This window comes from Planotetraspora sp. GP83 (genome assembly GCF_041262585.1).
In the GTDB taxonomy this organism is placed as follows: Bacteria; Actinomycetota; Actinomycetes; order Streptosporangiales; family Streptosporangiaceae; genus JAOEGB01.
On sequence record NZ_JBGCBZ010000025.1, the window covers coordinates 71,699 to 94,013 of the forward strand.

At 71.3% G+C, this 22,315-nt stretch carries 17 protein-coding genes; 8 read left to right on the forward strand and 9 right to left on the reverse strand.

Translation table 11 applies throughout. The annotated features are described in order from the left end of the window. Positions 1 to 80 precede the first annotated feature (80 nt). Positions 81 to 3,821 carry a discoidin domain-containing protein gene (locus tag ABH927_RS28605; RefSeq protein ID WP_370026624.1) on the forward strand — a complete coding sequence of 1,247 codons (3,741 nt, stop codon included), beginning with the start codon at positions 81 to 83 and terminating at the stop codon, positions 3,819 to 3,821. Between the two features lie 50 nt (positions 3,822 to 3,871). Beyond that, a complete protein-coding gene (locus ABH927_RS28610; RefSeq protein ID WP_370026626.1) occupies positions 3,872 to 4,003 on the forward strand; it encodes a hypothetical protein in 132 nt (43 codons plus the stop codon). 154 nt (positions 4,004 to 4,157) lie between these two features. Here the strand turns inward: ABH927_RS28610 and ABH927_RS28615 are convergent, their stop codons facing one another. The 4 genes from ABH927_RS28615 to ABH927_RS28630 form a co-directional block, all read right to left on the reverse strand. Then, positions 4,158 to 8,615: an HAD-IC family P-type ATPase gene (locus ABH927_RS28615; RefSeq protein ID WP_370026628.1), complete on the reverse strand. Its 4,458-nt coding sequence runs from the start codon at positions 8,613 to 8,615 to the stop codon at positions 4,158 to 4,160. A gap of 327 nt (positions 8,616 to 8,942) precedes the next feature. Beyond that, positions 8,943 to 9,290, reverse strand: coding sequence for an STAS domain-containing protein (locus ABH927_RS28620; RefSeq protein ID WP_370026630.1), 348 nt, complete (start codon positions 9,288 to 9,290; stop codon positions 8,943 to 8,945). A 292-nt stretch (positions 9,291 to 9,582) separates the two neighbouring features. After that, positions 9,583 to 10,092: a hypothetical protein gene (locus ABH927_RS28625; RefSeq protein WP_370026632.1), complete on the reverse strand. Its 510-nt coding sequence runs from the start codon at positions 10,090 to 10,092 to the stop codon at positions 9,583 to 9,585. 124 nt (positions 10,093 to 10,216) lie between these two features. Then, the gene (locus ABH927_RS28630) at positions 10,217 to 10,720 is read right to left on the reverse strand and encodes a VOC family protein (RefSeq protein WP_370026633.1); all 504 of its coding nucleotides are present in this window, start codon (positions 10,718 to 10,720) and stop codon (positions 10,217 to 10,219) included. 126 nt (positions 10,721 to 10,846) lie between these two features. Here ABH927_RS28630 and ABH927_RS28635 point away from each other — a divergent pair, with 126 nt between their 5' ends. Next, a complete protein-coding gene (locus tag ABH927_RS28635) occupies positions 10,847 to 11,056 on the forward strand; it encodes a hypothetical protein (RefSeq protein WP_370026635.1) in 210 nt (69 codons plus the stop codon). Here the strand turns inward: ABH927_RS28635 and ABH927_RS28640 are convergent. Beyond that, a complete protein-coding gene (locus tag ABH927_RS28640) occupies positions 11,045 to 12,292 on the reverse strand; it encodes an ROK family protein (RefSeq protein ID WP_370026637.1) in 1,248 nt (415 codons plus the stop codon). The genes ABH927_RS28635 and ABH927_RS28640 overlap by 12 nt on opposite strands. Positions 12,293 to 12,396: 104 nt before the next feature. Here ABH927_RS28640 and xylA point away from each other — a divergent pair, with 104 nt between their 5' ends. The 5 genes from xylA (at position 12,397) to ABH927_RS28665 (ending at position 18,189) form a co-directional block, all read left to right on the forward strand. After that, on the forward strand, positions 12,397 to 13,548 hold the full coding sequence (gene xylA, locus ABH927_RS28645; RefSeq protein WP_370026639.1) for a xylose isomerase: 1,152 nt from the start codon (positions 12,397 to 12,399) through the stop codon (positions 13,546 to 13,548). Beyond that, on the forward strand, positions 13,545 to 14,972 hold the full coding sequence (xylB, locus tag ABH927_RS28650; protein ID WP_370026641.1) for a xylulokinase: 1,428 nt from the start codon (positions 13,545 to 13,547) through the stop codon (positions 14,970 to 14,972). The genes xylA and xylB overlap by 4 nt, the downstream gene beginning before the upstream one ends. Before the next feature lie 130 nt (positions 14,973 to 15,102). Continuing rightward, a complete protein-coding gene (locus ABH927_RS28655; protein WP_370026643.1) occupies positions 15,103 to 15,774 on the forward strand; it encodes a DUF998 domain-containing protein in 672 nt (223 codons plus the stop codon). 76 nt (positions 15,775 to 15,850) lie between these two features. Continuing rightward, positions 15,851 to 17,794, forward strand: coding sequence for a nitrate- and nitrite sensing domain-containing protein (locus tag ABH927_RS28660; protein WP_370026645.1), 1,944 nt, complete (start codon positions 15,851 to 15,853; stop codon positions 17,792 to 17,794). After that, complete coding sequence (locus ABH927_RS28665; RefSeq protein WP_370026647.1) at positions 17,791 to 18,189, forward strand: DUF742 domain-containing protein; 399 nt, start codon at positions 17,791 to 17,793, stop codon at positions 18,187 to 18,189. The genes ABH927_RS28660 and ABH927_RS28665 overlap by 4 nt, the downstream gene beginning before the upstream one ends. A 23-nt stretch (positions 18,190 to 18,212) precedes the next feature. Here the strand turns inward: ABH927_RS28665 and ABH927_RS28670 are convergent, their stop codons facing one another. Genes ABH927_RS28670 through ABH927_RS28685 form a run of 4 tightly spaced genes read right to left on the reverse strand, consistent with a single transcriptional unit; the run spans position 18,213 to position 22,257 of the window. Next, positions 18,213 to 18,788 (reverse strand): ATP/GTP-binding protein, encoded by a 576-nt coding sequence (locus ABH927_RS28670; RefSeq protein WP_261587928.1) that lies wholly within the window; start codon positions 18,786 to 18,788, stop codon positions 18,213 to 18,215. Beyond that, a complete protein-coding gene (locus ABH927_RS28675) occupies positions 18,769 to 19,137 on the reverse strand; it encodes a DUF742 domain-containing protein (protein ID WP_370026649.1) in 369 nt (122 codons plus the stop codon). Before ABH927_RS28675 ends, ABH927_RS28670 begins: the two co-directional genes overlap by 20 nt. 13 nt (positions 19,138 to 19,150) lie before the next feature. Then, a complete protein-coding gene (locus tag ABH927_RS28680; RefSeq protein ID WP_261587931.1) occupies positions 19,151 to 19,558 on the reverse strand; it encodes a roadblock/LC7 domain-containing protein in 408 nt (135 codons plus the stop codon). After that, entirely contained in the window at positions 19,555 to 22,257 is a 2,703-nt protein-coding gene (locus tag ABH927_RS28685) for a nitrate- and nitrite sensing domain-containing protein (protein ID WP_370026651.1), read from the reverse strand. The genes ABH927_RS28680 and ABH927_RS28685 overlap by 4 nt, the downstream gene beginning before the upstream one ends. Between the last annotated feature and the right edge of the window lie 58 nt (positions 22,258 to 22,315).

A 22,315-nucleotide genomic window follows, 5' to 3' on the forward strand; every position in this document is an offset into this window, starting at 1 on the left:
GTCCTCCCAGAGAGCCCTCAACAGTAAACGACGCCCCCAAGGGCCACTAATCGCCCATTCCCAGCCGAAGGACCACGCCAATGTCCTCAGCTCTCCCCGCGACGAATCACTCCCTTCCCGCGCCCAACCGCCGCCGATGGCGTCATCTTCTGTCCGCGACCGTCACCGTCGCTCTGGCCCTCCAGCCCGCCCTAACCCCCCTGTCCGACGCCGCGACCGCCCCGGCCGCTGCGGCAGCGGCGACGGCCGTTCCTGATCTGACCAGCGCCAACCGCCGCGCGCCTATCGCCGGTCTGCCCGACTGGAGCAAGGCCGGGTATCGGGGCGGCGCCGCACTGCCCGGCCCCGGCGATTTCAACCCCGACCCCGCCTGCCAGATCACCGCGGCCGAACTGGCCTCCACCTATGGCGTACGCGCCGACGGCAGCGACGCGACCGGCGGCCTCCAGGCCGCGATCGACGCGATCAGGACGACCTGCACGCCCACCGCCGGCTACAACAAGCTGTCGTCCATCACCCTGCCCGCCGGGCGGATCCTGGTGACCCGGCAGCTCGGCCTGGACGCCGACTACCTGGTGCTCAAGGGCGCGGGAATGGGCCAGACCGTCCTGGTCTTCCGGCCCGACGTCAACACCCGCTACGACGCCCTGACCGCCGACGGCAGCGACTGGGACGAGGACGGCATGGTCCACGGCGCGGGCAAGGGCGGCTGGATCTGGCCCGGCCGCGGCCTGCTGCGCGTCCAGACCCGCGAGGTTTCCTCCAAGTACGCCACCGACTACGCCTCCGCCCCCGCCAACCGCAAGGACATCTTCGAGGGCAGCGTCAACCAGCACTGGGCCGGCGGGGTGCCGCTACGCGAAGGCTCGGCGATCGGCACGACGCTCATCAAGCTCGCCACCAACGCCGACATGACCCGCTTCAAGGCCGGCGGCTACCTGTGGGTCGGCGCGGCCAACTCGGTCAAGTTCTACCAGACCCAGACCGTGACCGACACCACCCAGTACATGAACCTGCACATGCGGCAGCAGATCTTCCAGATCGCCGCGGTGGACGCGACCAACAAGACCGTCACGATCGACAAGCCCCTGGAGTACGACCTTCCCCTCAACTCCACCTCCGACGGCTCGGCCGCCATGGACGGCATCGTCTACCCCAGCAGGGTCACCCCGCTCAAGGTGGTCCAGGGCGTGGGCATCGAGGATCTGACCATCACCCAGGACATGGCGGGGCTGCCCAAGCTGGCCGGCGGCACGTACGCGCTGAACGCGGCCGACGCGGTGCACAACTACGGCAACATGGCGCCGGAGTACGAGATGCACGGCATCGTGCTGAAGTGGGCGGCCAACACCTGGATCAGGCGCGTGGGAACCGAGATGACCGGCTCCCACCCGATCGTCACCGAGAGTGCCAAGAACATCCAGGTCCAGGAGAGCGTGCTAAACGGTTCGTGGAACAAGGGCAAGGGCGGCAACGGCTACTTCCGCGGCTCGCGCGTGTGGGACTCGCTGTACGCCTACAACACCACCAGGAACCTGCGGCATTTCACCTTCCAGTGGTCGGCGTCGGACAACGTGGCCATCGGCAACGACTTCGACTCCGACCTCAACGTGCACGGCGGCTGGGAGCGACGCAACCTGTTCGAGAACAACAGGGTGGCGGTGCCGTTCGAGCACGCCTCGGCCAACTGCCGGGCCAACTGCGGCGAGGAGGGCGGCGGTGGCCCGGACGCCTCCACCTGGTACCCGATCTGGTGGGCCGCGGGGCCGAAGGCGGCGAAATGGTCGGGCTCGTCGGGGCCGCAGAACGTCTTCTACGGCAACGCGATGAGCAAGCAGCTCACGGCGGGCGGCTCGTACACCCCGTACTACGCCGACCGGACCCGCCTGTACCAGTTCGGCAGCTCCGCATCCAACCCGGCCGCCTTCCAGCACCTGGCGGTCAACGGCGCCACCATCCTGGACTGGGCGGGACAGGAGACGGCGAACTACACCACATCGCCCAACGCCGGCGTCAACGCCTCGATGACCGACCCCTCGGGCTCGCTGTTCCTCAAGAGCGGATCCACGCCCCCGACACCCACCCCGACGCCCACTTCGACTCCGACACCCACTTTAACTCCGACGCCCACTTCGACTCCGACGGGTGGGACGGAGACGCTGTTGTCGCACGGCAAGCCGGCCATCGCGTCCTCGGTCGAGGGGACCGGGTTTGAGGCGGGCAAGGCAGTGGACGGGGATGCCACCACCCGGTGGGCGTCGGTCGAAGGGCACGACCCCGAGTGGATCCGCGTCGACCTGGGCGCGTCCCGCACTATCACCCGGGTCCTGCTGAACTGGGAGGACGCCTACGGCAAGGCCTACAAGATCCAGGTCTCGCCTGATGGCAGCACCTGGACCGACATCTACTCCACCACCACCGGCAACGGCGCCACCGACGACCTGACCAGGCTGTCGGGCACCGGCCGCTACGTCCGCGTGTACGGCACCGCCCGCGGCACCTCCTATGGCTACTCCCTGTATGAGTTCCAGGTGTACGGCAGCGGCGGCGGCAGTGGCGGCGACACCGCCCCGCCCAGCACACCCACCGGTCTGACCGTCACCGGCACGGCCGCAACCAGCGCGTCCCTGACCTGGAACCCCGCCACCGACAACGTCGGCGTGACCGGCTACAACGTCTACCGGGGCGGAACCCTGGCGGGCACGGTCACCGGCACCTCGTTCACCGACACCGGCCTGACCGCCTCCACCACCTACACCTACACCGTCAAGGCCAAGGACGCCGCAGGCAACCTCTCGCCCGCCAGTAACTCCGCCACCGCCACCACACAATCAGGCGGGGGCGGCGGCCCGACGGTCGACGTCTCCACCGCGAGTCAGCTGGTGAACGCCCTGACCAACGCGCAACCCGGCCAGACGATCAGACTGGCGGCCGGCGAGTACCACGGGGCGTTCGTGACGCAGCGAGCGGGAACGGCCTCCGCCCCCATCACCCTGACCGGCCCCGCGAACGCCGTCCTGGTCAACGACGGCCCCTTGGGCGACGCCCCCTCCTGCCCGGCCCCTGGGGGCGGCTGGGACTCCGGCTACGGCCTGTGGTTGTACGGCGCGCCGTACTGGAAGCTGACGGGCTTCACCGTGAAGGACTCCAAGAAGGGCATCGTGCTGGACAACTCCCACCACGTGACCATCGACGGAGTGTACGTGCACCACGTCGAGGACGAGGGCGTGCACTTCCGGCGGTCGTCGTCGGATGGCGTGATCCAGAACTCGAAGATCACGGACACCGGCCTGGTGCAGCCCGGATACGGCGAGGGTGTCTACATCGGCTCGGCGAACTCCAATTGGACGTGCCAGGGCAATACCGGTGGCGTCGACCGGTCCGACCGGGTCAAGGTGCTGAACAACCGGATCGGCCCCAATGTCGCCGCCGAGCACATCGACGTGAAGGAAGGCACGTTCAGCGGCCTGATCCAGGGCAACACCTTCAACGGCACCGGGATCAGCGGCGAGAACTCCGCCGACTCCTGGGTCGACGTCAAAGGCATCAACTATGTGATCGACGGCAACACGGGCACCTTCACCTCGCCCGGCACGTTCGCCAACGGGTACGAGACGCACAACCCCTCGACCAGCCCGTCGTTCCAGAACGGCTGCGGAAACCTATGGCGTGACAACCGCTCCGATCTCGGCGGCGCCGGAGCCTACGCCATCAAGATCACGTCCACCTCCCAGTGCTCGGGCAACCCGAACATCGTCTACTCCTCCAACACCGTCGGCAACGCACAGCAGGGCCTCACCAACATCCCGCTCACCCCATAACCCGACAAGGGAGCGGCCATGCGGCCGCGGGCCAGGCCAGGACGCTGGAGGTGCCGCTGATCTTCGTAACCGGCCGGTGGCTGGTCGAGGTGGTCAGGGGCGGCGAGGCGGGCCTGGTCCGCGACACGCATGGTCTCCGGTCCCGGCGCGAGCCCGTCGGTGCCGGTGACCGCCGACGGTGAGTTCGCCGCCATCGCCTGCCGCTGGCGTGAGGGCCCGGAGCGCTGCTCCTGGAAAGGGCCGGCCACCGCCTGATGCGGTGGCCGGAAGATCCGTACCGGGGGTGGCCGACCAGGTCGCGGCGGAGATCGTGGCGATCCTCCTCCCGGACGTGCTTCACGCCGGGACGACGGCGAGCTGAGGCCTGGCCAGCGGTTCGGGCTGCGGTTCCACCGCGGGCTCCCGCTGAGGCGCCGCCCGGGGTTCCACCTGGGCGCCGGGCACGGCCTCGGCGAGCGGCTCCAGCGCCGCGCCTGCGATGGTGGTGGCGGCGGCGCTGCCGAGGCCGATGAGCCAGCCGAAGGGCCCGATCGGGCGGCAGCCGAAGACCCCGCTGACACCGGGGACCGTCACGATGACCCCGAGGACGGCGAGGGACGACAGCGCGGCGAGCGCCACGACCTTGTCCCGGCCGCCCTTGACGAGGGTCTGGAGCAGCTGAGCTGAGACCAGCGCGACGAGCCCGATCGTGTCGGCCCGCCCCCGGGTGCCGGTCACGCGTCCCAGGAGCCAGGCGGCGGTCGCGGCGATCGTGGTGATGACGGCGCGCAGGTAGATGTCGCGCGTCAGCGAGGCGCCCAGCGACGCCTCGGGTCCCTCGGCCAGCAGCCTCTCGGGATCGGTCGCGGCGGGCGGCCGTACGGCGACGGCCATGGCCGGCACCATGTCGGTGAGCAGGTTGACCAGCAGGAGCTGCCGGGCGTTCAGCGCGGTGCGGCCCGTCAGCAGGGTGGATCCGACAGTGAACGCGATCTCTCCGACGTTGCCGCCCAGCAGGATGCTCAGCGAGTCGCGGACCGAGCTCCACATGGCCCTGCCCTCGACGATCGCGTCGACGATCGTCTCGATTCGGTCGTCGGTGACGACCAGGTCCGCGGCCGCGCGGGCGGCGGGAGTGGCGCGAGATCCCAGCGCGATGCCGACGTCCGCCATGCGAATGGCCGGGGCGTCGTTCGCGCCGTCGCCCGTGACGGCGACGACCTCTCCGGCCCGGCGCAGGCAGGTGACGATCCGGGCCTTGTGCGCGGGGGTGGCCCGCGCGAAGACCGCCACCTCCGGCAGCACCTTCGTCAGGGTCTCGTCGTCGACCTCGTCCAGCTCGGGGCCCGTCATGACGCGCTGGCCGTTCAACGCGTTGAGCTCGGCGGCGATGGCCTCGGCGGTGCTGGGGTGGTCGCCGGTCACCATGACGATCCGGACGCCGGCGCGCACCAGCCGGCTGACGCTCTCGGCGGCCGTCGGACGCACGGGGTCGGCCAGGCCGAGGAAGCCCAGGAAGCACAGGTCGTCGATGCGCGACTCGTCCAGGTCGCGGCGGTCGGACGCGGGGCGCTGCGCGACCGCGAGAACGCGGTAGCCCTGGTGGGCCAGCCTGTCGACCTCGCGCTCAAGCTCCCGCCTGACGCCCTCGTCGCAGGCCACCTCCCGCGAGTCCCTGAGCACCTTCGTGCAGTGGGTCAGCACGATCTCCGGCGCGCCCTTGACGCTCAGCAGGTGGCCCGACTCCGTACGGCCCAGCACGGCGTGGTAGCCCCGTCCCGGCTCGAACGGCAGCTCGTCGACGCGCTCCCAGGTGTTCAGCCCCTCCTCGGGCGTCACGTTCATCCGCTGGGCTCCGTCGACGACGGCGCGATCGGTGGGGTGGGGGATGACCCGCCCCACTCCCGACCTCGGGCTCGCCCGGACGGCCGCGGCGACGATCCGCTTCAGCGCGGGCGGCGGCGTGTCGACGGGCCAGCCGATGCGCCCGTCCGAGACGTAACGGAGACTGATGTGCCCCTCGGTGAGGGTTCCGGTCTTGTCGAAGCACAGCACGTTCACGCGGCCCAGCGCCTCGATGGTGGACGGGTTCCGCACCAGCGCCGCGCGCTTCGACAGCCGCCTGGCCGCGGCCAGCTCGGCGACCGTGGCGACGAACGGAAGCCCCTCCGGCACGGCCGCCACGGTCAGGCTCACGGCGGGCGTGAGCGCCGCCGCCAGTGGCCGCCCGCGGAGCAGGTCGGTGAGCAGCAGGAAGACGCCCGCGCCGATGGAGAGGGGGAGGATCCGCCGGCTCAGCGCCCGCAGCCGAAGCTCCACACCCGTCGGCGGGCTCGGCTCCCCGGCGAGCCTGGCGCTGCGCCCCGCCTCCGTCATGGCACCCGTCGCCACGATCACCGCCCGGCCGCTTCCCGCCGCGACCGTCGTGCCCTGGTAGACCATCGAGCTCCGGTCGGCCACGGCCGCGGCGACGGTGGGCGCCGCCGTCTTCTCGACGAGCTGCGACTCACCGGTGAGGGTCGACTCGTCCACTTCGAGGCCGACCGCCTTGATGACGCGCCCGTCCGCCGGTACGGCGTCGCCCGCGCGCAGCTCGACCACGTCGCCGGGCGCGAGGTCCTCCCTGGCCGCCTCGACGGTTCCCTCGGGACGGCGGAGCCGTACGTGCACGGCGGTCGCCTCGGTGAGCCGGTTCAGCGCCTGGTCGGCCTTGAACCGCTGCACGCCCCCCAGGAACGCGTTGATCACCATCACCGCGCTGATCAGCACGGCGTCGAGTGCCGAACCGACGAGGGCCGAGATGCCCGCCCCCGTGGCCAGCGCGGGGGTCAGCGGATTGGCCAGTTCCTCGAGGGTCGTGCGGGCCAGGGAAGGCGGCCCCTCGGCCTCCTCCGGTCTGGCGGCGCTCCTGCGCTCTACGGCCTCCGCCTCGGGGATGCCGCTGGGGGACGAGTGCAGCCGGGACAGGACGTCCCGGGAGGACATGGCGTGCCAGGGCGTGGTGTCGGCGCGCAATGGCGTGGGGACGCGGCCCGCGCTGCGGCCCGCCCATTCGCCCATGACGACGGCCGCCACCGAGACACAGCCGCTCGCGAGCTGCGCCCGGCGGAGCGAGGTCGCCTCCGGGCCCGCGATCGCGAGCAGGCCGCCGATGACGCCCCCGGCGGCGCCGAGCCGCACGCCGTTCTGGCTGGCGCTCACCGCCCGGGGAAGACAGCTCAGGAAGAGATGGACGCCGTTGAGCGCTCCGGCCACGTCGCCGTCCCACGGCACGGTGTCCGGGCTCTCCATCACGCCGACGCCGATGTCCGCCTGAACCAGGCCGAGGCGGGACGCCCGCGACACCACGACGACGCCATGGCCCTCACCCTGGAGGCCGAGGACGAAGTCGGCCAGCTCCTCGTCGTCGAGATCGGGGCCGCCGGGAACCGTCCGCTCGATCGTGAGCCGCCGGGCGAGCCCGTCGCCGCCGCCCGCGAGCATCACGGTTCCCGCGGCCTTGGCGGCGGCCACCAGGGCCTCGGCCATCGGGTCGATCTCGGGAGCCAGCCCCGCGATGGCGATCAGCCTGCCTCCCCGGGTCACCCCGATGGGACGCAGCCCGCGCTCCCGCCACGCGGCGGCCTCGGCGGGGAGGTGCCTGTCCAGATCAAGGTCGTCCAGGGGCCCGGCCGCCCAGTCCTCGCTCGTCCAGTGCCCGCCGGGGTCGGTGACGTCGATCAGCGCGTAGAGCCGCGCGTACAGCTCGCCGGTGTCCATGCCGTCGCCGATGGGCACCACCCGGTCGATCGCCCACAAGCCGGTCGTGAGGGAATCGGCGTGGAGGATCACCGTGTCGACACGGTCCATGCGGCGCAGGGCCTCCCCGTCGAGGACGATGGCGTCGCGGCGGCCGAGCGCGCGCCCGATCGCGCCCGCGAAGGCCTCACGGGTGAGGTTGGCAGTCTTGGGAGTCGCCGAGACCAGGAAGGAGAGCGCCCGCTGGCCGCTGCGCGTGACGACCCTCGTGACGGCGTAGCCCCCCGCCGCGGCCGGGCTCGCGAGGTCGGCGTAGCGCTCGATCGGGCCGTGAGGGAGGGGGCAGGGCCGCGGGCGTGCCGCCGTCATGATGTGCCGATAGGCCCCCACGCGACGGGCGAGCTGCTCCTCCAGCAGCTCCCAGGCGTGCCTGGCCGCCCGCGCTTCGACGTACTTCCCGGCGGAGACGACCGACTGCACGAGCAGCCCGATCGGGCGCAGCGTCAGCGTCTGGGAGACCAGGTTCGTCGTGGTGAACAGGGCGTTGGCGGCACGGTGGCCCAGGCGGCGGTCCAACTCCTCGCGCAGCTTGGGGGTGGAGTCCACGAGGTGCAGCAGGGCCGGCACGGCAGGGGAGAGCCGTGGGAGCTTGGCGGCGTTACCGGCGACCACCAGCCCGATCCCCGCCACGCCGGCGGCGAGACGGATCGTCGCGCGGGCGTGATCCTCCACCAGGCGGACGGGGGAGTGGTGAGCGCGCTCCTCCTGCTCGTCGAGCTCTTTGACGATCTCCAAGAGCTCGTCCTGGTCGACCTTCTCCGGGTCGCAGCCCACGAAGACGTTGCCGAGACGGCCGTTGACCTCCGCACGCTCGACGTTGGGAGCCTCGCACAGCCGCTTCTCCAGCCGCTCGGCCGCGCGCTCCGTCCCCGGGCCGCCGATGCCGCGAAGGGCGATGCGGAGCCCTCCGGGGCAGGTCACGAGCTCACGGGGGCTGGGGAGGACGTCACGCAGCGGCTCGGGGAGCACGCCCCTGAGCAACGTGGCGGACGTCGTGAGCACGCGATTGAGAATCATTCGGCTCTCCAGCAGATGGGACCCCGGACAGGAGGACGACTCAGGCCGTGCGTCACACGGACCTGGTCGGCCGCGTCACCGCCGTCGCCGGGTGGCCCGGAAGTCACTCATAGCCCCTCCTCGCAGGAGTCGGGGGGGTGGTTCGGTTGGGAGCCGCCGGAGATGGGCGCCATCTCTGACGTGCGCTTATACGGCCGTGTGGCCGTTCCTCATTACCTTTCCTCCTTCACGCGCGCCAGAAACTCGCCCAGGTCCGGAAATCGGACAAAGCATGAAGAAGGCCCCCGATTGGGGGCCTCGCCGAGGGGATACGCCAGCGGGGGACGCCTAAATGATCATAAAAGTCGGCCAGGCGAGCAGCACGAGAAGCCGCTGCAGGGCCGGCTGGACGTTCCGCAGGTGAACGGGCCGCCCGAAGGGGTCGCTGGACAGCAGCGCGAGGGTGCGCAGGCCGTAGAGGTCGATGAACTCGAGCTCGCCGACATCGACGGTCACTCGGCCGTCGTCGCTATGGTCGCGTCCGAGCGCGCTGGCGACGGCGTCACCGTTGGTGAGATCGATCTGGCCGCTGAGCCGGAGAAGGCCGTCGCCGACAGATCGGATGTTGAGCTGTCTGTCGGCGTAAAGAACATTCGGGTTCGACGCCGGCTCGAACAGCCGGTTGGTGGTTGTCATCAGAAGGTGCCGCCTTCCTGTAGAGGGGCGGACAACTTCGAGCATCACTGGCGGGCACGACTTATGTCAACCGATACGGAAAACGATGTCCCCGCATCGCGGCCTGCGGCCGAGCGTATTTCCATGGTCATTGGGCGTGCCGCCAGGAGATACGCGCATCCCGACAAGATCGTCCGCTGGTGACGTATCTCACGACGTTCTTCCACCGTCCTCCGGCCGTCCTCCCGACGTTCGGAGAAATCCAGGGACGGCGGAGGCCCCCGCCCGGAGGAACGGGGGCCTCACGAATATCTCAGTGGGAGACGTAAAGGACTTTCCAGGTGCCGGCGTAAAGGCAGTTGAGGGACGGCTTGGAAGCCTTGCCCTCGCTGCACACCTTCAACTCGACCTCGTAGACGTTCTTGTAGGAGAAGCTGAAAGAGGTGGGCTTGGTCGTGCCGCAGGCCAGGTAGCTCTTGTGGGTGAAGGGCAGGTTGCCGTCAGGCTTGCGGTAGGTGATGCGGAAGACCGCCCAGCCGCACGTGGCGGTGCTCTTCGTGTAATCGGTGACCTTGCCCGAGATGTAGGCCGTGCCGACGGCCGGGATCGCGCTGGTGTCGAGGCCGGTCACGCTGATCTTGCCGGACGCCTTGGCCTTCTTGGCGGGCGCGTAGTAGGGGCCCCAGAGCTTGGGAGCGGATGCGGAGGATGCCGCGCTCGCGGAATCCTGCGCGCCCGTGGCGGCCTGGGCCGCCACGGGCGCGGCGATCGTGACGAGGGCGGCTGCGATGGCGAGTCCGGTGAGCGCGCGGGTGGTGGTCATCGGTGGTCCCTTCTTTTGGCGATGGGACGAGTGTCCGGAGCACCCCTTTCAAAGCGCTTGAGAGTGCCTGAACGCCCTGCCCAAGGCCCCTCCAAAGCCGCGCCGGACCCGCTGCCGGGCCGTGTCAGACGGACACGCCGACGCCTCCGCGGGTCTGCGCGCCGTACCGCTCAAGCTCCTTGGCGAGGTCGAGCGGCCGGATCGAGGCCCGCCCGGCGATGACCTCCTCGTCGAGCAGGTCCGCGGGGACAAGCCACGACACCTCGAACTCGATCCCGTCGGGGTCCTTGGCGTACAACGCCTTCGTGGTGGAGTGGTCGGAGGCTCCGACGAGCGCGTCCATCTCGCCCAGCTTCACCGCGATCCGCTGCAGCTCGGCCAGCGTGTCGACCTCCCACGCCAGGTGATAGAGGCCCACGGTCGAACGGCCGGCGAGGGACGGCCCGGCCTGGACGCCGATCTGGAACAGCCCCAGGTCGTGGTCGTTGGTCGAGCCCGAGGCCTGCAGGAACGCCGCTCCCGGGAACGAGCTGACCACGCGGAACCCGAGCGCCTCCTCGTAGAAGGCGACGCTCCGCGCGACGTCGCGCACGTACAGCACCGCGTGGTTGAGCCGCTGCACTGGCATGTCCTCATCTCCTTCTTACTCGTTTGAACTCTCAACTAATCTACGGCGGGCGGCATTCCCAGAAAATGTCGGTGGCAGGCCGTACGGTGACCTCCGGACGGGGTGCCGACAGAGGGGGAGACCGCCATGAGCGCCGACAGCACGCGAGAACACGAAGCCAACCTGGTCCTTTTCCGGGCCGTCCACGACGTCGCCGTGCGCCATGCCGGGGAGCCGCTCCACCAGGTGGTCTCGGCTCTCAGAGGCAGCCTTCCCGGCACGCCGCGCCTGGACGAGGCCGAGCTCCGGCGGATCGCCGAGGAGATCAGCGTCGGTCGCGACCCCTCAGGCCTGTAGCGACGCGGCCGGGTCGGCGATCACCCGCTGGATCACCTGGCCGGCGGCGCCCAGAGCCGCGGCCTCCGAGCCGAGCCGGGACACCACGACGGGTGGCACGGTGGCGCGCATCCGGCCGAGGCGGGAGGCGAGCGTGCCCGCCACCACGTCCCCGAGCCACGGGAACAGCGGGGCGTAGATCCCCCCGAGCACGATCGTGCCCGGGTCCACGAGGTTGATCGCGGAGGACAGGGCCACACCGAGCGCCCAGCCCGCCCGCTCGCACGCCGCGAGGGCGCCGGTGTCTCCGGCCTCCAGCCGCGAGACCAGCGAGGCCAGCGAGGCCATGCCCCCGGCGGTGGGGTGGGAGCCGGTGGCCCGCGTGTATTCGGTAGGGCGGCCTGCTGGGCCTGCGGCAGCGGTAGGGCGGCCTGTTGGGCCTGCGGCGGACAGGAGAGCGTCCCGGCCCGCGTACTGTTCGAGGCAGCCGTTGCCGCCGCACCGGCAGGCGGGCCCGTCGGGCGAGACGACCACGTGCCCCAGCTCTCCCGCGAAGCCGTGCGTGCCCCGGAAGAGGCGGCCGCCCACGACCAGGCCCGCGCCGACGCCGATCTCGCCGGAGACGTGCAGGAAGTCGGACGGGCCAGGCCCGAACCACAGCTCGCCCAGCGCCGCCAGGTTGGCCTCGTTCTCCACCCGGACCGGGAACGGCAGCTCCAGCAGCGACGGCACGGGCACGTCCCGCCACCCGAGGTTCGGGGCGTTGTGCAGGGTCCCAGTGGAGAGGTCCACGGGGCCGGGGACGGCGACGACTCCGCCGACCACCCGCAGCCCATTTTCCACAGCTTCGTCCACAGCCGTCAGCGCCATATCCCGTAGCCGGGCCGCCACATCCCCAGGCCGCGCCGACCGGTTGTCCACAGCCTGTGTACGGCGGAGCCGTACCGAACGGGACAGATCGACGACCCGCACGGCGAGGTAATCGACGTTGATCTCCAGGCCGGCCGCCGCGACGTGCTCACCGCTGATCCGGACCGCGACCCCCGGCCTGCCGCGCTCGCCGTCCCGCACCGCGCCGGTCTCGACCACCAGCCCGGCCTCGATGAGGTCGGCCACGAGCTTGGACACGGTCGTCTTGGTCAGCCCGGTGATCTCCGAGAGGGCGGCGCGCGTGACCGGCTCACGTGCGCCGACCTCGCCGAGCACGAGCGCCAGGTTCCGCGCGCGCATCGCGTCGTGCCGTACGGCCTGCGTCATCACAGCCTCCGCGGCGGGAAGTGAGATCGTGGAAGGGCCGCTTGACCTGCGGCCCCTGCCGTCGGATATTTAGTCCATAACATAGACTAATTCGGAGGCGATCCATGTACACCCCCACTCCCGAGGACCGTTTCACATTCGGGCTGTGGACGGTCGGCTGGCAGGCGCGCGACCCGTTCGGCGACGCGACCCGGGCCCCGCTGGATCCCGCGGAGACCCTCCACCGGCTCACCGAGCTCGGGGCCTACGGCGTGACCTTCCACGACGACGACCTGCTCGCGGTCGAGCCGGACCGGGTGAAGGCCGTCGAGCGCTTCAAGAGGGCGCTGGCCGAGACCGGCCTCAAGGTGCCGATGGCGACGACCAACCTGTTCACCCACCCGGTGTTCAAGGACGGCGCCTTCACGAGCAACGACCGCGACGTCCGCCGCTACGCGCTCAGGAAGGTCATCCGCAACATCGACCTCGCGGCCGAGCTGGGCGCGACGACCTACGTGTGCTGGGGCGGCCGGGAGGGCGCGGAGTCCGACGCCGCCAAGGACGTCCGGGCGGCCCTCGACCGCTACAAGGAGGGCCTCGACCTCCTCTGCCAGTATGTCGTGGACAAGGGGTACGACATCCGGTTCGCCATCGAGCCCAAGCCCAACGAGCCCCGGGGTGACATCCTCCTGCCGACGATCGGCCACGCCCTCGCGTTCATCAACGGGCTCGCGCACCCCGAGCGGGTGGGCCTCAACCCCGAGGTCGGCCACGAGCAGATGGCGGGCCTCAACTTCGTGCACGGCATCGCCCAGGCGCTGTGGCACGGCAAGCTCTTCCACATCGACCTGAACGGCCAGCACGGCCCCAAATACGACCAGGACCTCGTCTTCGGGCACGGCGACGTGAAGAGTGCGTTCTTCCTCGTCGACCTGCTGGAGAGCGGCGGCTACGACGGCCCCCGGCACTTCGACTACAAGCCGCTCAGGACCGAGGACAGTGAGGACGTCTGGGTCTCGGCCGCCGCCAACATGCGGACCTACCTGATCCTCAAGGAGAAGGCGAGGGCCTTCCGCGCCGACCCGGAGGTCCAGGCGGCGCTCGACGCCAGCCGGGCCGGCGCGCTGTCCCAGCCGACCATGGCGGAGGGCGAGAGCTACGACGACCTGTTCAGGGACGTCTTCGACCCCGACCAGGCGGGCGAGCGCGGCTACCACTACAGCACGCTGAACCAGCTCGCTCTGGAGCACCTCCTGGGCGTGCGAGGCGCGGCGTGACTCTGGTGGCGGGGGTCGACTCCTCGACCCAGAGCTGCAAGGTGGTGATCCGCGACGCGGAGACCGGCGCCCTCGTCCGGGAGGGCCGGGCGCCGCATCCGGACGGCACCGAGGTCGATCCCGCCCACTGGTGGGCCGCGCTGCGGAGCGCGATCGAGCGGGCCGGCGGCCTCGGCGACGTGGCGGCCCTCGGCGTGGCGGCCCAGCAGCACGGCATGGTCTGCCTCGACGAGGACGGCCGGGTCGTACGGCCCGCGCTGCTGTGGAACGACACCCGCTCGGCCCAGGCCGCGGCCGAACTGGTCGCGGAGCTGGGCGGCCCCAACCGGACGGGTGAGGAGGCGTGGGCGGAGGCCGTGGGCAGCGTCCCCGTGGCCTCGTTCACCGTGGCGAAGCTCCGCTGGCTGGCCGAGCACGAGCCCGGGAGCGCGAGCCGTACGGGATCGGTCTGCCTGCCGCACGACTGGCTCAACTGGATGCTGGCCGGGCGGCCGGAGACGATCACGACCGACCGTGGGGACGCGTCCGGGACCGGCTACTGGTCGCCCGCCACCGGGACCTACCGGACCGACCTGCTCAAGCTGGCCATGGGAGCCACCCCGGCCGTGCCCCGCGTCCTCGGCCCCACCGAACAGGCCGGGATCCTCGAACAGGCCGGCATCCTCGCGCAGGCCGGGCGGGCCGGCGCATCCGGCGCCGTACGGCTGGCACCGGGCACGGGCGACAACATGGCGGCGGCCCTCGGCGTCGGCATGCGGCCGGGCGACGTCGTGGTCTCCATCGGCACGTCCGGTACGGCTTTCGCGGTCGCGGACGCCCCGTCCAGCGACCCCTCAGGGGCGGTCGCCGGGTTCGCCGACGCGACCGGGCGGTTCCTGCCGCTGGTCTGCACGCTGAACGCGGCCCGGGTGCTGGAGGCGGCGGCCCGGATGCTCGGCGTCACCCAGGATCAGCTCGGCGACCTGGCTCTCCAGGCTCCGCCCGGCGCCGGCGGCCTGGTGCTCGTGCCGTACCTGGAGGGCGAGCGCACCCCCAACCTGCCGGACGCGAGCGGCTCCCTGCACGGTCTGCGGCTCGCCACCGCGACCCCCGCCCACCTGGCCCGGGCGGCGGTGGAGGGCATGCTGTGCGGCCTCGCCGACGCCCTCGACACGCTCGGCCTCGACCCGGCCAGGGTGCTGCTCATCGGCGGCGGCGCGCGGTCCGAGGCGGTGCGGCGCATCGCGCCGAGCGTCTTCGGCCGCCCCGTCCTCGTGCCGAGACCGGGTGAGTACGTCGCGGACGGCGCCGCCCGTCAGGCCGCCTGGCTGCTGTCGGGCGGCACCGAGCCTCCGCACTGGGATGGGGGAGACGCCGCCCTCTACGAAGCGGACCCCACCGACGGCCTCCGCGACCGTTACAACGAGTTCGCCTCCCACCAGTGACAGCCCGCACGAGCCCGCGCGAGCGCGATCGGACACAGCCTGACCCTGAGGCGACCCTGACGGCGAATAGGGGTGATGTAGGCGTTGTCCCGGATAGCCCGGGACATGCCTTTCGCGGGACTCTCGGAGCATGGTCAGAAGGCTCTATCCGGTGATCGCCTGCGGCGGCATCCTGCTCGCGGTGGTCTCGGTCGTCGTGACGCAGGTCGGCGGGGACGGATCGCTCGACCCGGTCACGATGACGATCAGCCAGTACGCCGCTGAGGACCGCGGCGACGCGATCGAGCTGGCCATGGCGATCCTGGGCGTCTCCTCGCTGGCGCTGCTGGCCGGGATGCGGGCCGTACGGGCGCCGGTCGAGGGGTGGCCGGCGCGGTTCATGGCGATCTGGAGCCTGGCGCTGATCGCGGCGGCGGTCGTGCCGGCGACGGCCGCCGGGGCCGGGGCGACCTGGCAGACGGACGTGCACCGCTGCCTGTCGGCGGCCGCCTTCGTCAGCGTTCCGGCCGCGGCCACACAGCTCGTCGGCCGGTTCGCCGAGGACGAGCGCTGGAGGCCGGTCGCCCGTCTCGTCGAGTGGCTGGCGCTGGCGTCGGGGCTCGGCCTGGCGGCCATCACCTACGTCGCGCTGCCGGGCCACGGTGTCATGATCGGCCTCGTGGAGCGCATGCTGCTCACCACCGAGGTGGCGGTCCTGGGAGTGCTCGCCGTTAACCTGCTGCGGCTCGCCTGGGGGCCGATACTGCGTGGTCAGCTCGTCGAACGGCTAGCGGAGCGCCGACACTTCGTAACATATCGTTAACTAGCGGGGAATGCCGTTCATGCGGTGCTACTCTCATCGGCAATCTATCGGCCGGGGGATGTACCGATGAGGTGGCATGGGATCGAGCAGATCCATCCGGTTCAAGATCTCGACGCTGCTCGTGATTCCGTTGATCTCGCTCGTCGCCTTCTGGGGCTTCGCCGCGGTGGTCACCACGAGCGAGTCGGCGAAGCTTCTTGCCGTCGGGACGCTCTACGAGACGATCGGTGATCCGGGTAACCGGCTCGCAACCTCGTTCGAACGCGAGCACCTGCTCTCCGTCGAATATCTGGCGACGGGAACGACCGAGGCACGGCTCCGCCTGGACGAGCAGCGGCGAATGGTCGACCAGGACCGGAACCGGTTCCTCAAGCTGTCCGGCAGCGAGGCCGCCCAGGACGTGATGACCCCCGCCGTCAAGGCCCGGATGACCGGTGTGCTGGCGGCGGTGAAGGGCATCGACCCGACCCGGGCCCGTGTGAACGACCGCGACATCGATTTCGTCTCGCTCGGGCAGCGGATCGGCCTGGTGCCGAGCGCCATGCAGCAGCTCGTCCACAGCATGACGCTCACCGACGATCTGCCGCTCTACCAGCAGTCGCGCAGCCTCACCATGGTCGGCTTCGCCAAGGACCACCTCAGCCGCGAGGTGGCGCTGGTCTCCGGCGTCCTGGCCGCGGGCCGGACGTTCACCCACGCGGAGCGGCTGGCGTTCATTCAGCTCGCGACGACCAGGCAGTTCCTCTTCGAGGAGGGCATGGCCGAGCTGGAGCCCGGCCTGCGGGTGCCGTTCGAGCAGTTGCTCGTCTCCTCGCCGTACCGCCGGTTCCTGACGATCGAGTCGTGGATCGTCAGCGGCAGGGAGGGCCCCTTGGTCACCCACGACCTCTGGCGAGAGGTGGCCGACCACGTGCAGGCCGACTACCAGGCGGCCATCGACAAGGGCGGCGTCGCCCTCGCCTCGCGGGCGCGGCCCACCGCGATCGCGACGTTCACCCGGGCGGGCGTCGCGGGGATCGTCGGCCTCGTGGCGGTCGCCGTCTCCCTCATCATCTCTCTGCGGACGGGCGGCGGCCTGTCGAGGGAACTGGCCAAGCTCCGGTCGGCCGCGCGTGAGCTCGCGGAGGTGCGGCTCCCGCACGTCGTCGAGCGCCTCGGGCGAGGGCAGAAGGTCGACGTCGCGGCCGAGGCTCCACTCCTCGAACCACCCGGCACGACCGGCGAGGTCCGCGACGTGGCCGCGGCGTTCAGCGCCGTGCAGCGCACGGCCGTCGAGGCGGCCGTCGACCAGGCGCGGATCCGCGAGAGCGCGGGTCAGGCGCTGCGCAACCTCGCCCGCCGCAGCCAGGGCCTGCTCCAGCGGCAGCTCCGGCTGCTCGACGCCATGCAGCGCAGGGCCGAGGACCCGGCCGCGCTGGAGGAGCTCTTCAAGCTCGACCACCTCACCACCCGCATGCGCCGCCACGCGGAGGGCCTGATCATCCTCTCCGGCGGCTCGGCCGGCCGGACGCGGCGCGAGCCGGTGGCCGTCCCGGACACCCTGCAGGGCGCGGTGGCCGAGGTGGAGGACTACACCCGCGTCCGCGTCTACCCGATGCCGCCCGCCTCCATCTCCGGCTCGGCGGTGGCCGACGTCGTCCACCTCTTCGCGGAGCTGATCGAGAACGCCACGGCCTACTCGCCGCCCCACACCGAGGTCTCCATCAGGGGAGAGGCCGTGGCGAGGGGGTTCGTCGTCGAGGTCGAGGACCGGGGGCTCGGCCTCTCCCACGAGGAACGGCAGGCGATCAACGAGAAGCTGGCCAGCCCGCCGGAGTTCAACCTGGCGGACACCGACCGGCTCGGGCTCGTGGTCGTCGGACGTCTCGCGTCGCGGCACGGCGTCCGGGTCGAGCTGCGGCCCTCGCCGTTCGGCGGCACGACCGCCATCGTGCTGCTCCCCGCGACTCTGCTGGCCGCCTCCGGCGGCCCCGATTCCGGGCCGGTACGGCTCCCGCTTCCGGAAGGGGCGGGCGCATGAGCGGAGATCCGATGGAAAGCGAGCTGGACACCGAGGAGGAGTGGGTCGACGACGGCCCAGTGGTCCGCGCCTACGCCCTGACGAGGGGCCGGGTCACGCCCAGCTCGCCCGCCGCGCTGGACCTGACGGCCATCGTGGCGGCCACGGGCGCGGCCCTGCCGTACCACGCGGATCTCGGCAGCGAGCACCGCAGGCTGCTCGACCTGCTGCCGCGCGCCCGGCCGCTCGCGGACGTGGCCTCGGACTCCGGCCTGCCGCTGGGCGTGGTCCGCGTGCTGCTCGGCGACCTCCTGGACCACGGACTGGTCCTGGTGCGGCCCCCGGCCCCCGCGGGAGCCGCGAACCGCATGGAAAGCCTCCTCCAGGAGGTCATCAGCGGCCTGCGCGCGCTGTAGCGGCGCGGCCGGGGCCGCGCCCGCTAGCGCTGCGCGGCCGTGAGCGTCTTCAGAGCGTGCTCGACGAGGGTGACCAGCACCACCTTGGCCGAGGCGCGCCGCCGCACGTCACAGAGCAGGACCGGCACCTCCGGATCGAGGTCGAGGGCGATCCGCACGTCGTCGGGCTCGTGGCGCTCGGCGCCGTCGAAGCAGTTCACCGCGACCACGAACGGCGTGCCGCGCTGCTCGAAGTAGTCGATGGACGGGAAGCAGTCGGTCAGGCGGCGGGTGTCGGCCAGCACCACCGCCCCCAGGGCGCCGTAGGACAGCTCGTCCCACATGAACCAGAACCGCTCCTGGCCGGGCGTGCCGAACAGGTAGACCACGAGGCCTTCCCGGATGGTGATCCGGCCGAAGTCCATCGCCACGGTCGTGGTCGTCTTACCTTCCACCCCGTCGGTGTCGTCCACGCCGACACCGCGATCCGAAAGTACCTCTTCGGTCCGCAGGGGGCGGATCTCGCTGATCGCGCCGACCAGCGTGGTCTTGCCGACGCCGAAGCCGCCGGCGACGAGGATCTTCAGAGCGACCGGCTCGTCAGAGGGCGCGAAGGCCATTGATCACTTCCTTGAGAATGCGCTCGCTTGGCAGCGGCGCCGCCTTGACCGGAGGCCGCACGTTGATCAGCCCTTGGTCGTGCAGATCCCCGAGCAGGACGCGGACCACGCCGAGCGGCAGGTCCACGTCGGACGCGATGTCCACGACCGAGGCGCCGTGGTACGCGATCTCCAGGATCCGCCGCTGCTCAGGACCGATGTCCGCGGTGTCCCCCACCGGCGTCCCGGTGGTGGTCACCAGCGCGATCAGGTCGATGTTGTCACCCGAGGACCGCGCGCGGCCCCCTGTCAGCGCGTACGGCCGGACCACGGGCCCGGCCTCGTCATCGATCCACTGCGGTCCTGTCATGGGGCGCCCCGTCTCACGGCGAGATCCGCCGCGGACTGGTGGAGATGTGCTGGCCGACACGCTTGACCAGCATGGCCATCTCGTAGGCGATGTGGCCGACGTCCGCGTCGGAGGCGGCGAGCACGGCGAGGCAGGTGCCCTGCCCGGCGGCCGTCACGAACAGGAACGCCGACTCCATCTCGACGATGGTCTGGCGCACCTCACCACCGCCGAAGTGCCGTCCCGCGCCGCGCGCCAGGCTCTGGAAGCCGGCGGCGACCGCGGACAGGTGCTCCGCGTCCTCCCGGCTCAGCCCCTGGGAGGCTCCCACGACGAGACCGTCAGTAGAGAGGATCACCGCCTGGCGGACGGCGCCGACCCTGCTGATGAGATCGTCGAGCAGCCAGTTGAGTTCGCCAGTCGATGTCACGTTGCCGGTCATTCGTCACCCTTCTCGCCGTGCGTGTTGTATGAGTGGTCGCCGGGCTCGCGGTGGCCCTGCGGCTCGGACTCCTCGCGGCCGCGCCGGGCCCCCTGCTGGAAGGCGGAGAACATGGCCCGCGCCTCCTCTGGGGACCGCTCCTCGGGGGTCGTAACCGGAGCCTGCAGTGGCTGGGACCGCTCGCGGAGCTGGGGAGCGATGTTGGCTTGGCGGACGCGGCGGGGCAGCCCGGCGTGCGTGCCGTTCGAGGCGAGGCTCCTCGGCCTCGAAGGCTGCGCCCCCGCCCCGTTGGACGCGGCCCCGTTGGACGCCGCCCCATTAGATGTGGCTCCGTTGGACGTGGCTCCGCTGAAGGACCCGGACCCGTTGGAGGCGGTGCCGTTCGGCGGCGCGCTCGCCGAGGGGCTCGGGACGCTCGTGGAGGGCCTGGGGAAGCTCCTGGAGCGGCTGGGGAGGCTCCCGGTGGATCCCGTGGACGCCGCCGGAGCGCCGGTCCCCGCATAAGGGGACGCGGGCCATGCCGCATCGGGGGCGGTCGCGGGCGACTGCTCGTCGTGGGCGGCTGAACCGGTGCTGTCAGCCCGCAGCGCCGCGGGGGTGAAGAAGGGGGAGGTGTCCGGGCCCTGTGCCTCGGAATCCTGTGCCTCGGAATCCTGTGCCGCATCCTGTGTCGCGGGATCCTGCTGCTCGGGATCCGGTGCCTTGGGATCCCGTGTCTCCAGGGCCGCGGTGTCCAGGGCAGCGGTCCCCGGGGCAGCGGTGCCCAGGGCCAGCGTCTCCCGCTGGTCGCGCCGCTCGGTCGTGGCCGGCCCGGTGAGGGCGTGCTTGGCGTGCGCACCCCGCACCCTGGATCCGGTGATCGCCTGCGGAGAGTCGTCCTCGGCCACGAGGGACCGAGGGACGAGCACGATCGCCGTCGTCCCGCCGTATGGCGAGTTGCGGAGCACCACGCGGACACCGTAACGGGCGGCGAGCTGGCCGACCACGAAGAGCCCCAGCCGGTCGCTGTCCGCCAGGTCGAACTCCGGCGGGTTGGCGAGCCGCTCGTTGATCTCGGCGTACTCCTCGTGGGTCAGGCCGAGGCCGCGATCCTCGATCTCCAGAACCAGCCCGTTGGCGGCGAGGTCGCCGCGGACCTGCACCTTCGTCTGCGGGGGCGAGAAGACGGTGGCGTTCTCGAGCAGCTCGGCGATGAGATGGACGATGTCGGCCACGCTCGCGCCGGCGAGCGACGCGTTCGGCATCGGCAGCATCGAGATGCGGGTGTAGTCCTCGACCTCGGAAATCGCCGCGCGGACCACGTCGATGATGGGCACCGGCTTGCGCCAGGACCGGCCGGGCGTCGCGCCGGAGAGGATGATCAGGCCTTCGGCGTGGCGGCGCATGCGGGTGGTCAGGTGGTCGAGCCGGAACAGGTCCTCCAGGCCCTCCGGGTCGGTGGACCGGCGCTGCATGGCGTCGAGCAGCATGAGCTGCCGGTGCAGCAGGCTCTGCTTGCGCCGGGCCAGGTTGAGGAACACCTGGTTGACACCCCGGCGGAGGTTGGCCTGGCCGACGGCGGCCTCCACGGCGGTGCGCCGCACGGTGGAGAAGGCGTGGGCGACGTCCTCGACCTCGCTCGACCCGCCTCCCTGGATGGGCGGCGCCTCGGCGTCGACGTCGACCTCCTCACCGCGGCTCAGCTTCTCGACGACGCGCGGGAGCCGTACGTCGGCGAGGTCGAGCGCGGCGTGGCGCAGATCCGCGAGGTCGCCGACGAGACGGCGGCCGAAGCGGACGGAGAAGACGATCGTGGCGACGATCGCGATGAGGCCGAGGCCGCCCGCGATCGCGATGCGGGTCATGATGCCGCCGGCCACAGAGGTGGCGCTCGCGGTCAGGGCGTCGGACGCCTTGGCGCGGGCCGCGTCGAGCCGCATCACGAGGGGCTCGACGGCGGACTCCCACTTCTCCTCGTCCTCCGCCGGCACGCCGCCGACGGCCTGCCGGCCGATGATGTGGTTCTCGAGCGACGCGAACCGCTCGAACAGCGGGGAGCTCAGCACCTCCTCGTACGGCTGACGCATGCCGCCCTTGAGCACGGGCCGGTACTTCTGGTAGAGGAACCGCTGGTTGGCGACCCACACGGCGAAGGCGTCGCGCTCGTCCTGGGTGAGCGAGCGGCTAGGCGCCACGCCGCAGACGAGGGCGTCCTCACGGGCGATCATCTCGTAGGCGTTCCCCATGCCCTGCATGGCGGCGCCCTGCTGGAAGACGCCGAGGTCGGGCACCGAGACCAGCCGCTCGTAGACCGCGAAGAGCTGGTCCATCAGCCCGTTGTACGCGTTGATCGCCTGGAGTTGGTTGTACTTCCCGAGCGCGACCGACTCGCGGATGTTGGGCAGGCGCCCCAGTGCGGTGAGCAGGCCGTCGAGGGGGACCTCAAGGTCGGCGCTGATCGAGCCCCCGTCGATCTCGTCGCGGGCGGCCTGGCTGAACTTGCCGGCCGCGCCGGCGGTCCTCGCCTGCTGTGAGGTGAGGGCGGAGGTGGACTTCTTCCCGCCGAGCACCTCGGCGGTCAGCGCGCGCTCGGCCTGGAGTTGCAGCCCGAGATCGGTGGAGGTCACGCCGACGGTGTCGTACAGCTTCTTGGCGCGCAGGAGCGCGAACCCATCGCCGACCGTGAGATTAAGGACGAATCCCCACAAAGCGCTCAGCATCACTAGAGGGAGTAGCAGCAGCAAGAAGATCTTGAACCGAATCGACCGGTTTCTTGAA

Bases quoted from the DNA above. Each gene is read 5' to 3' on its own strand.
- ABH927_RS28605 (WP_370026624.1), top strand. From the start codon at position 81: ATGTCCTCAGCTCTCCCCGCGACGAATCACTCCCTTCCCGCGCCCAAC.
- ABH927_RS28615 (WP_370026628.1), bottom strand. From the start codon at position 8,615: ATGATTCTCAATCGCGTGCTCACGACGTCCGCCACGTTGCTCAGGGGC.
- ABH927_RS28620 (WP_370026630.1), bottom strand. From the start codon at position 9,290: ATGACAACCACCAACCGGCTGTTCGAGCCGGCGTCGAACCCGAATGTT.
- ABH927_RS28625 (WP_370026632.1), bottom strand. From the start codon at position 10,092: ATGACCACCACCCGCGCGCTCACCGGACTCGCCATCGCAGCCGCCCTC.
- ABH927_RS28630 (WP_370026633.1), bottom strand. From the start codon at position 10,720: ATGCCAGTGCAGCGGCTCAACCACGCGGTGCTGTACGTGCGCGACGTC.
- ABH927_RS28635 (WP_370026635.1), top strand. From the start codon at position 10,847: ATGAGCGCCGACAGCACGCGAGAACACGAAGCCAACCTGGTCCTTTTC.
- ABH927_RS28640 (WP_370026637.1), bottom strand. From the start codon at position 12,292: ATGACGCAGGCCGTACGGCACGACGCGATGCGCGCGCGGAACCTGGCG.
- xylA (WP_370026639.1), top strand. From the start codon at position 12,397: ATGTACACCCCCACTCCCGAGGACCGTTTCACATTCGGGCTGTGGACG.
- ABH927_RS28655 (WP_370026643.1), top strand. From the start codon at position 15,103: ATGGTCAGAAGGCTCTATCCGGTGATCGCCTGCGGCGGCATCCTGCTC.
- ABH927_RS28660 (WP_370026645.1), top strand. From the start codon at position 15,851: ATGGGATCGAGCAGATCCATCCGGTTCAAGATCTCGACGCTGCTCGTG.
- ABH927_RS28665 (WP_370026647.1), top strand. From the start codon at position 17,791: ATGAGCGGAGATCCGATGGAAAGCGAGCTGGACACCGAGGAGGAGTGG.
- ABH927_RS28670 (WP_261587928.1), bottom strand. From the start codon at position 18,788: ATGGCCTTCGCGCCCTCTGACGAGCCGGTCGCTCTGAAGATCCTCGTC.
- ABH927_RS28675 (WP_370026649.1), bottom strand. From the start codon at position 19,137: ATGACAGGACCGCAGTGGATCGATGACGAGGCCGGGCCCGTGGTCCGG.
- ABH927_RS28680 (WP_261587931.1), bottom strand. From the start codon at position 19,558: ATGACCGGCAACGTGACATCGACTGGCGAACTCAACTGGCTGCTCGAC.
- ABH927_RS28685 (WP_370026651.1), bottom strand. From the start codon at position 22,257: ATGCTGAGCGCTTTGTGGGGATTCGTCCTTAATCTCACGGTCGGCGAT.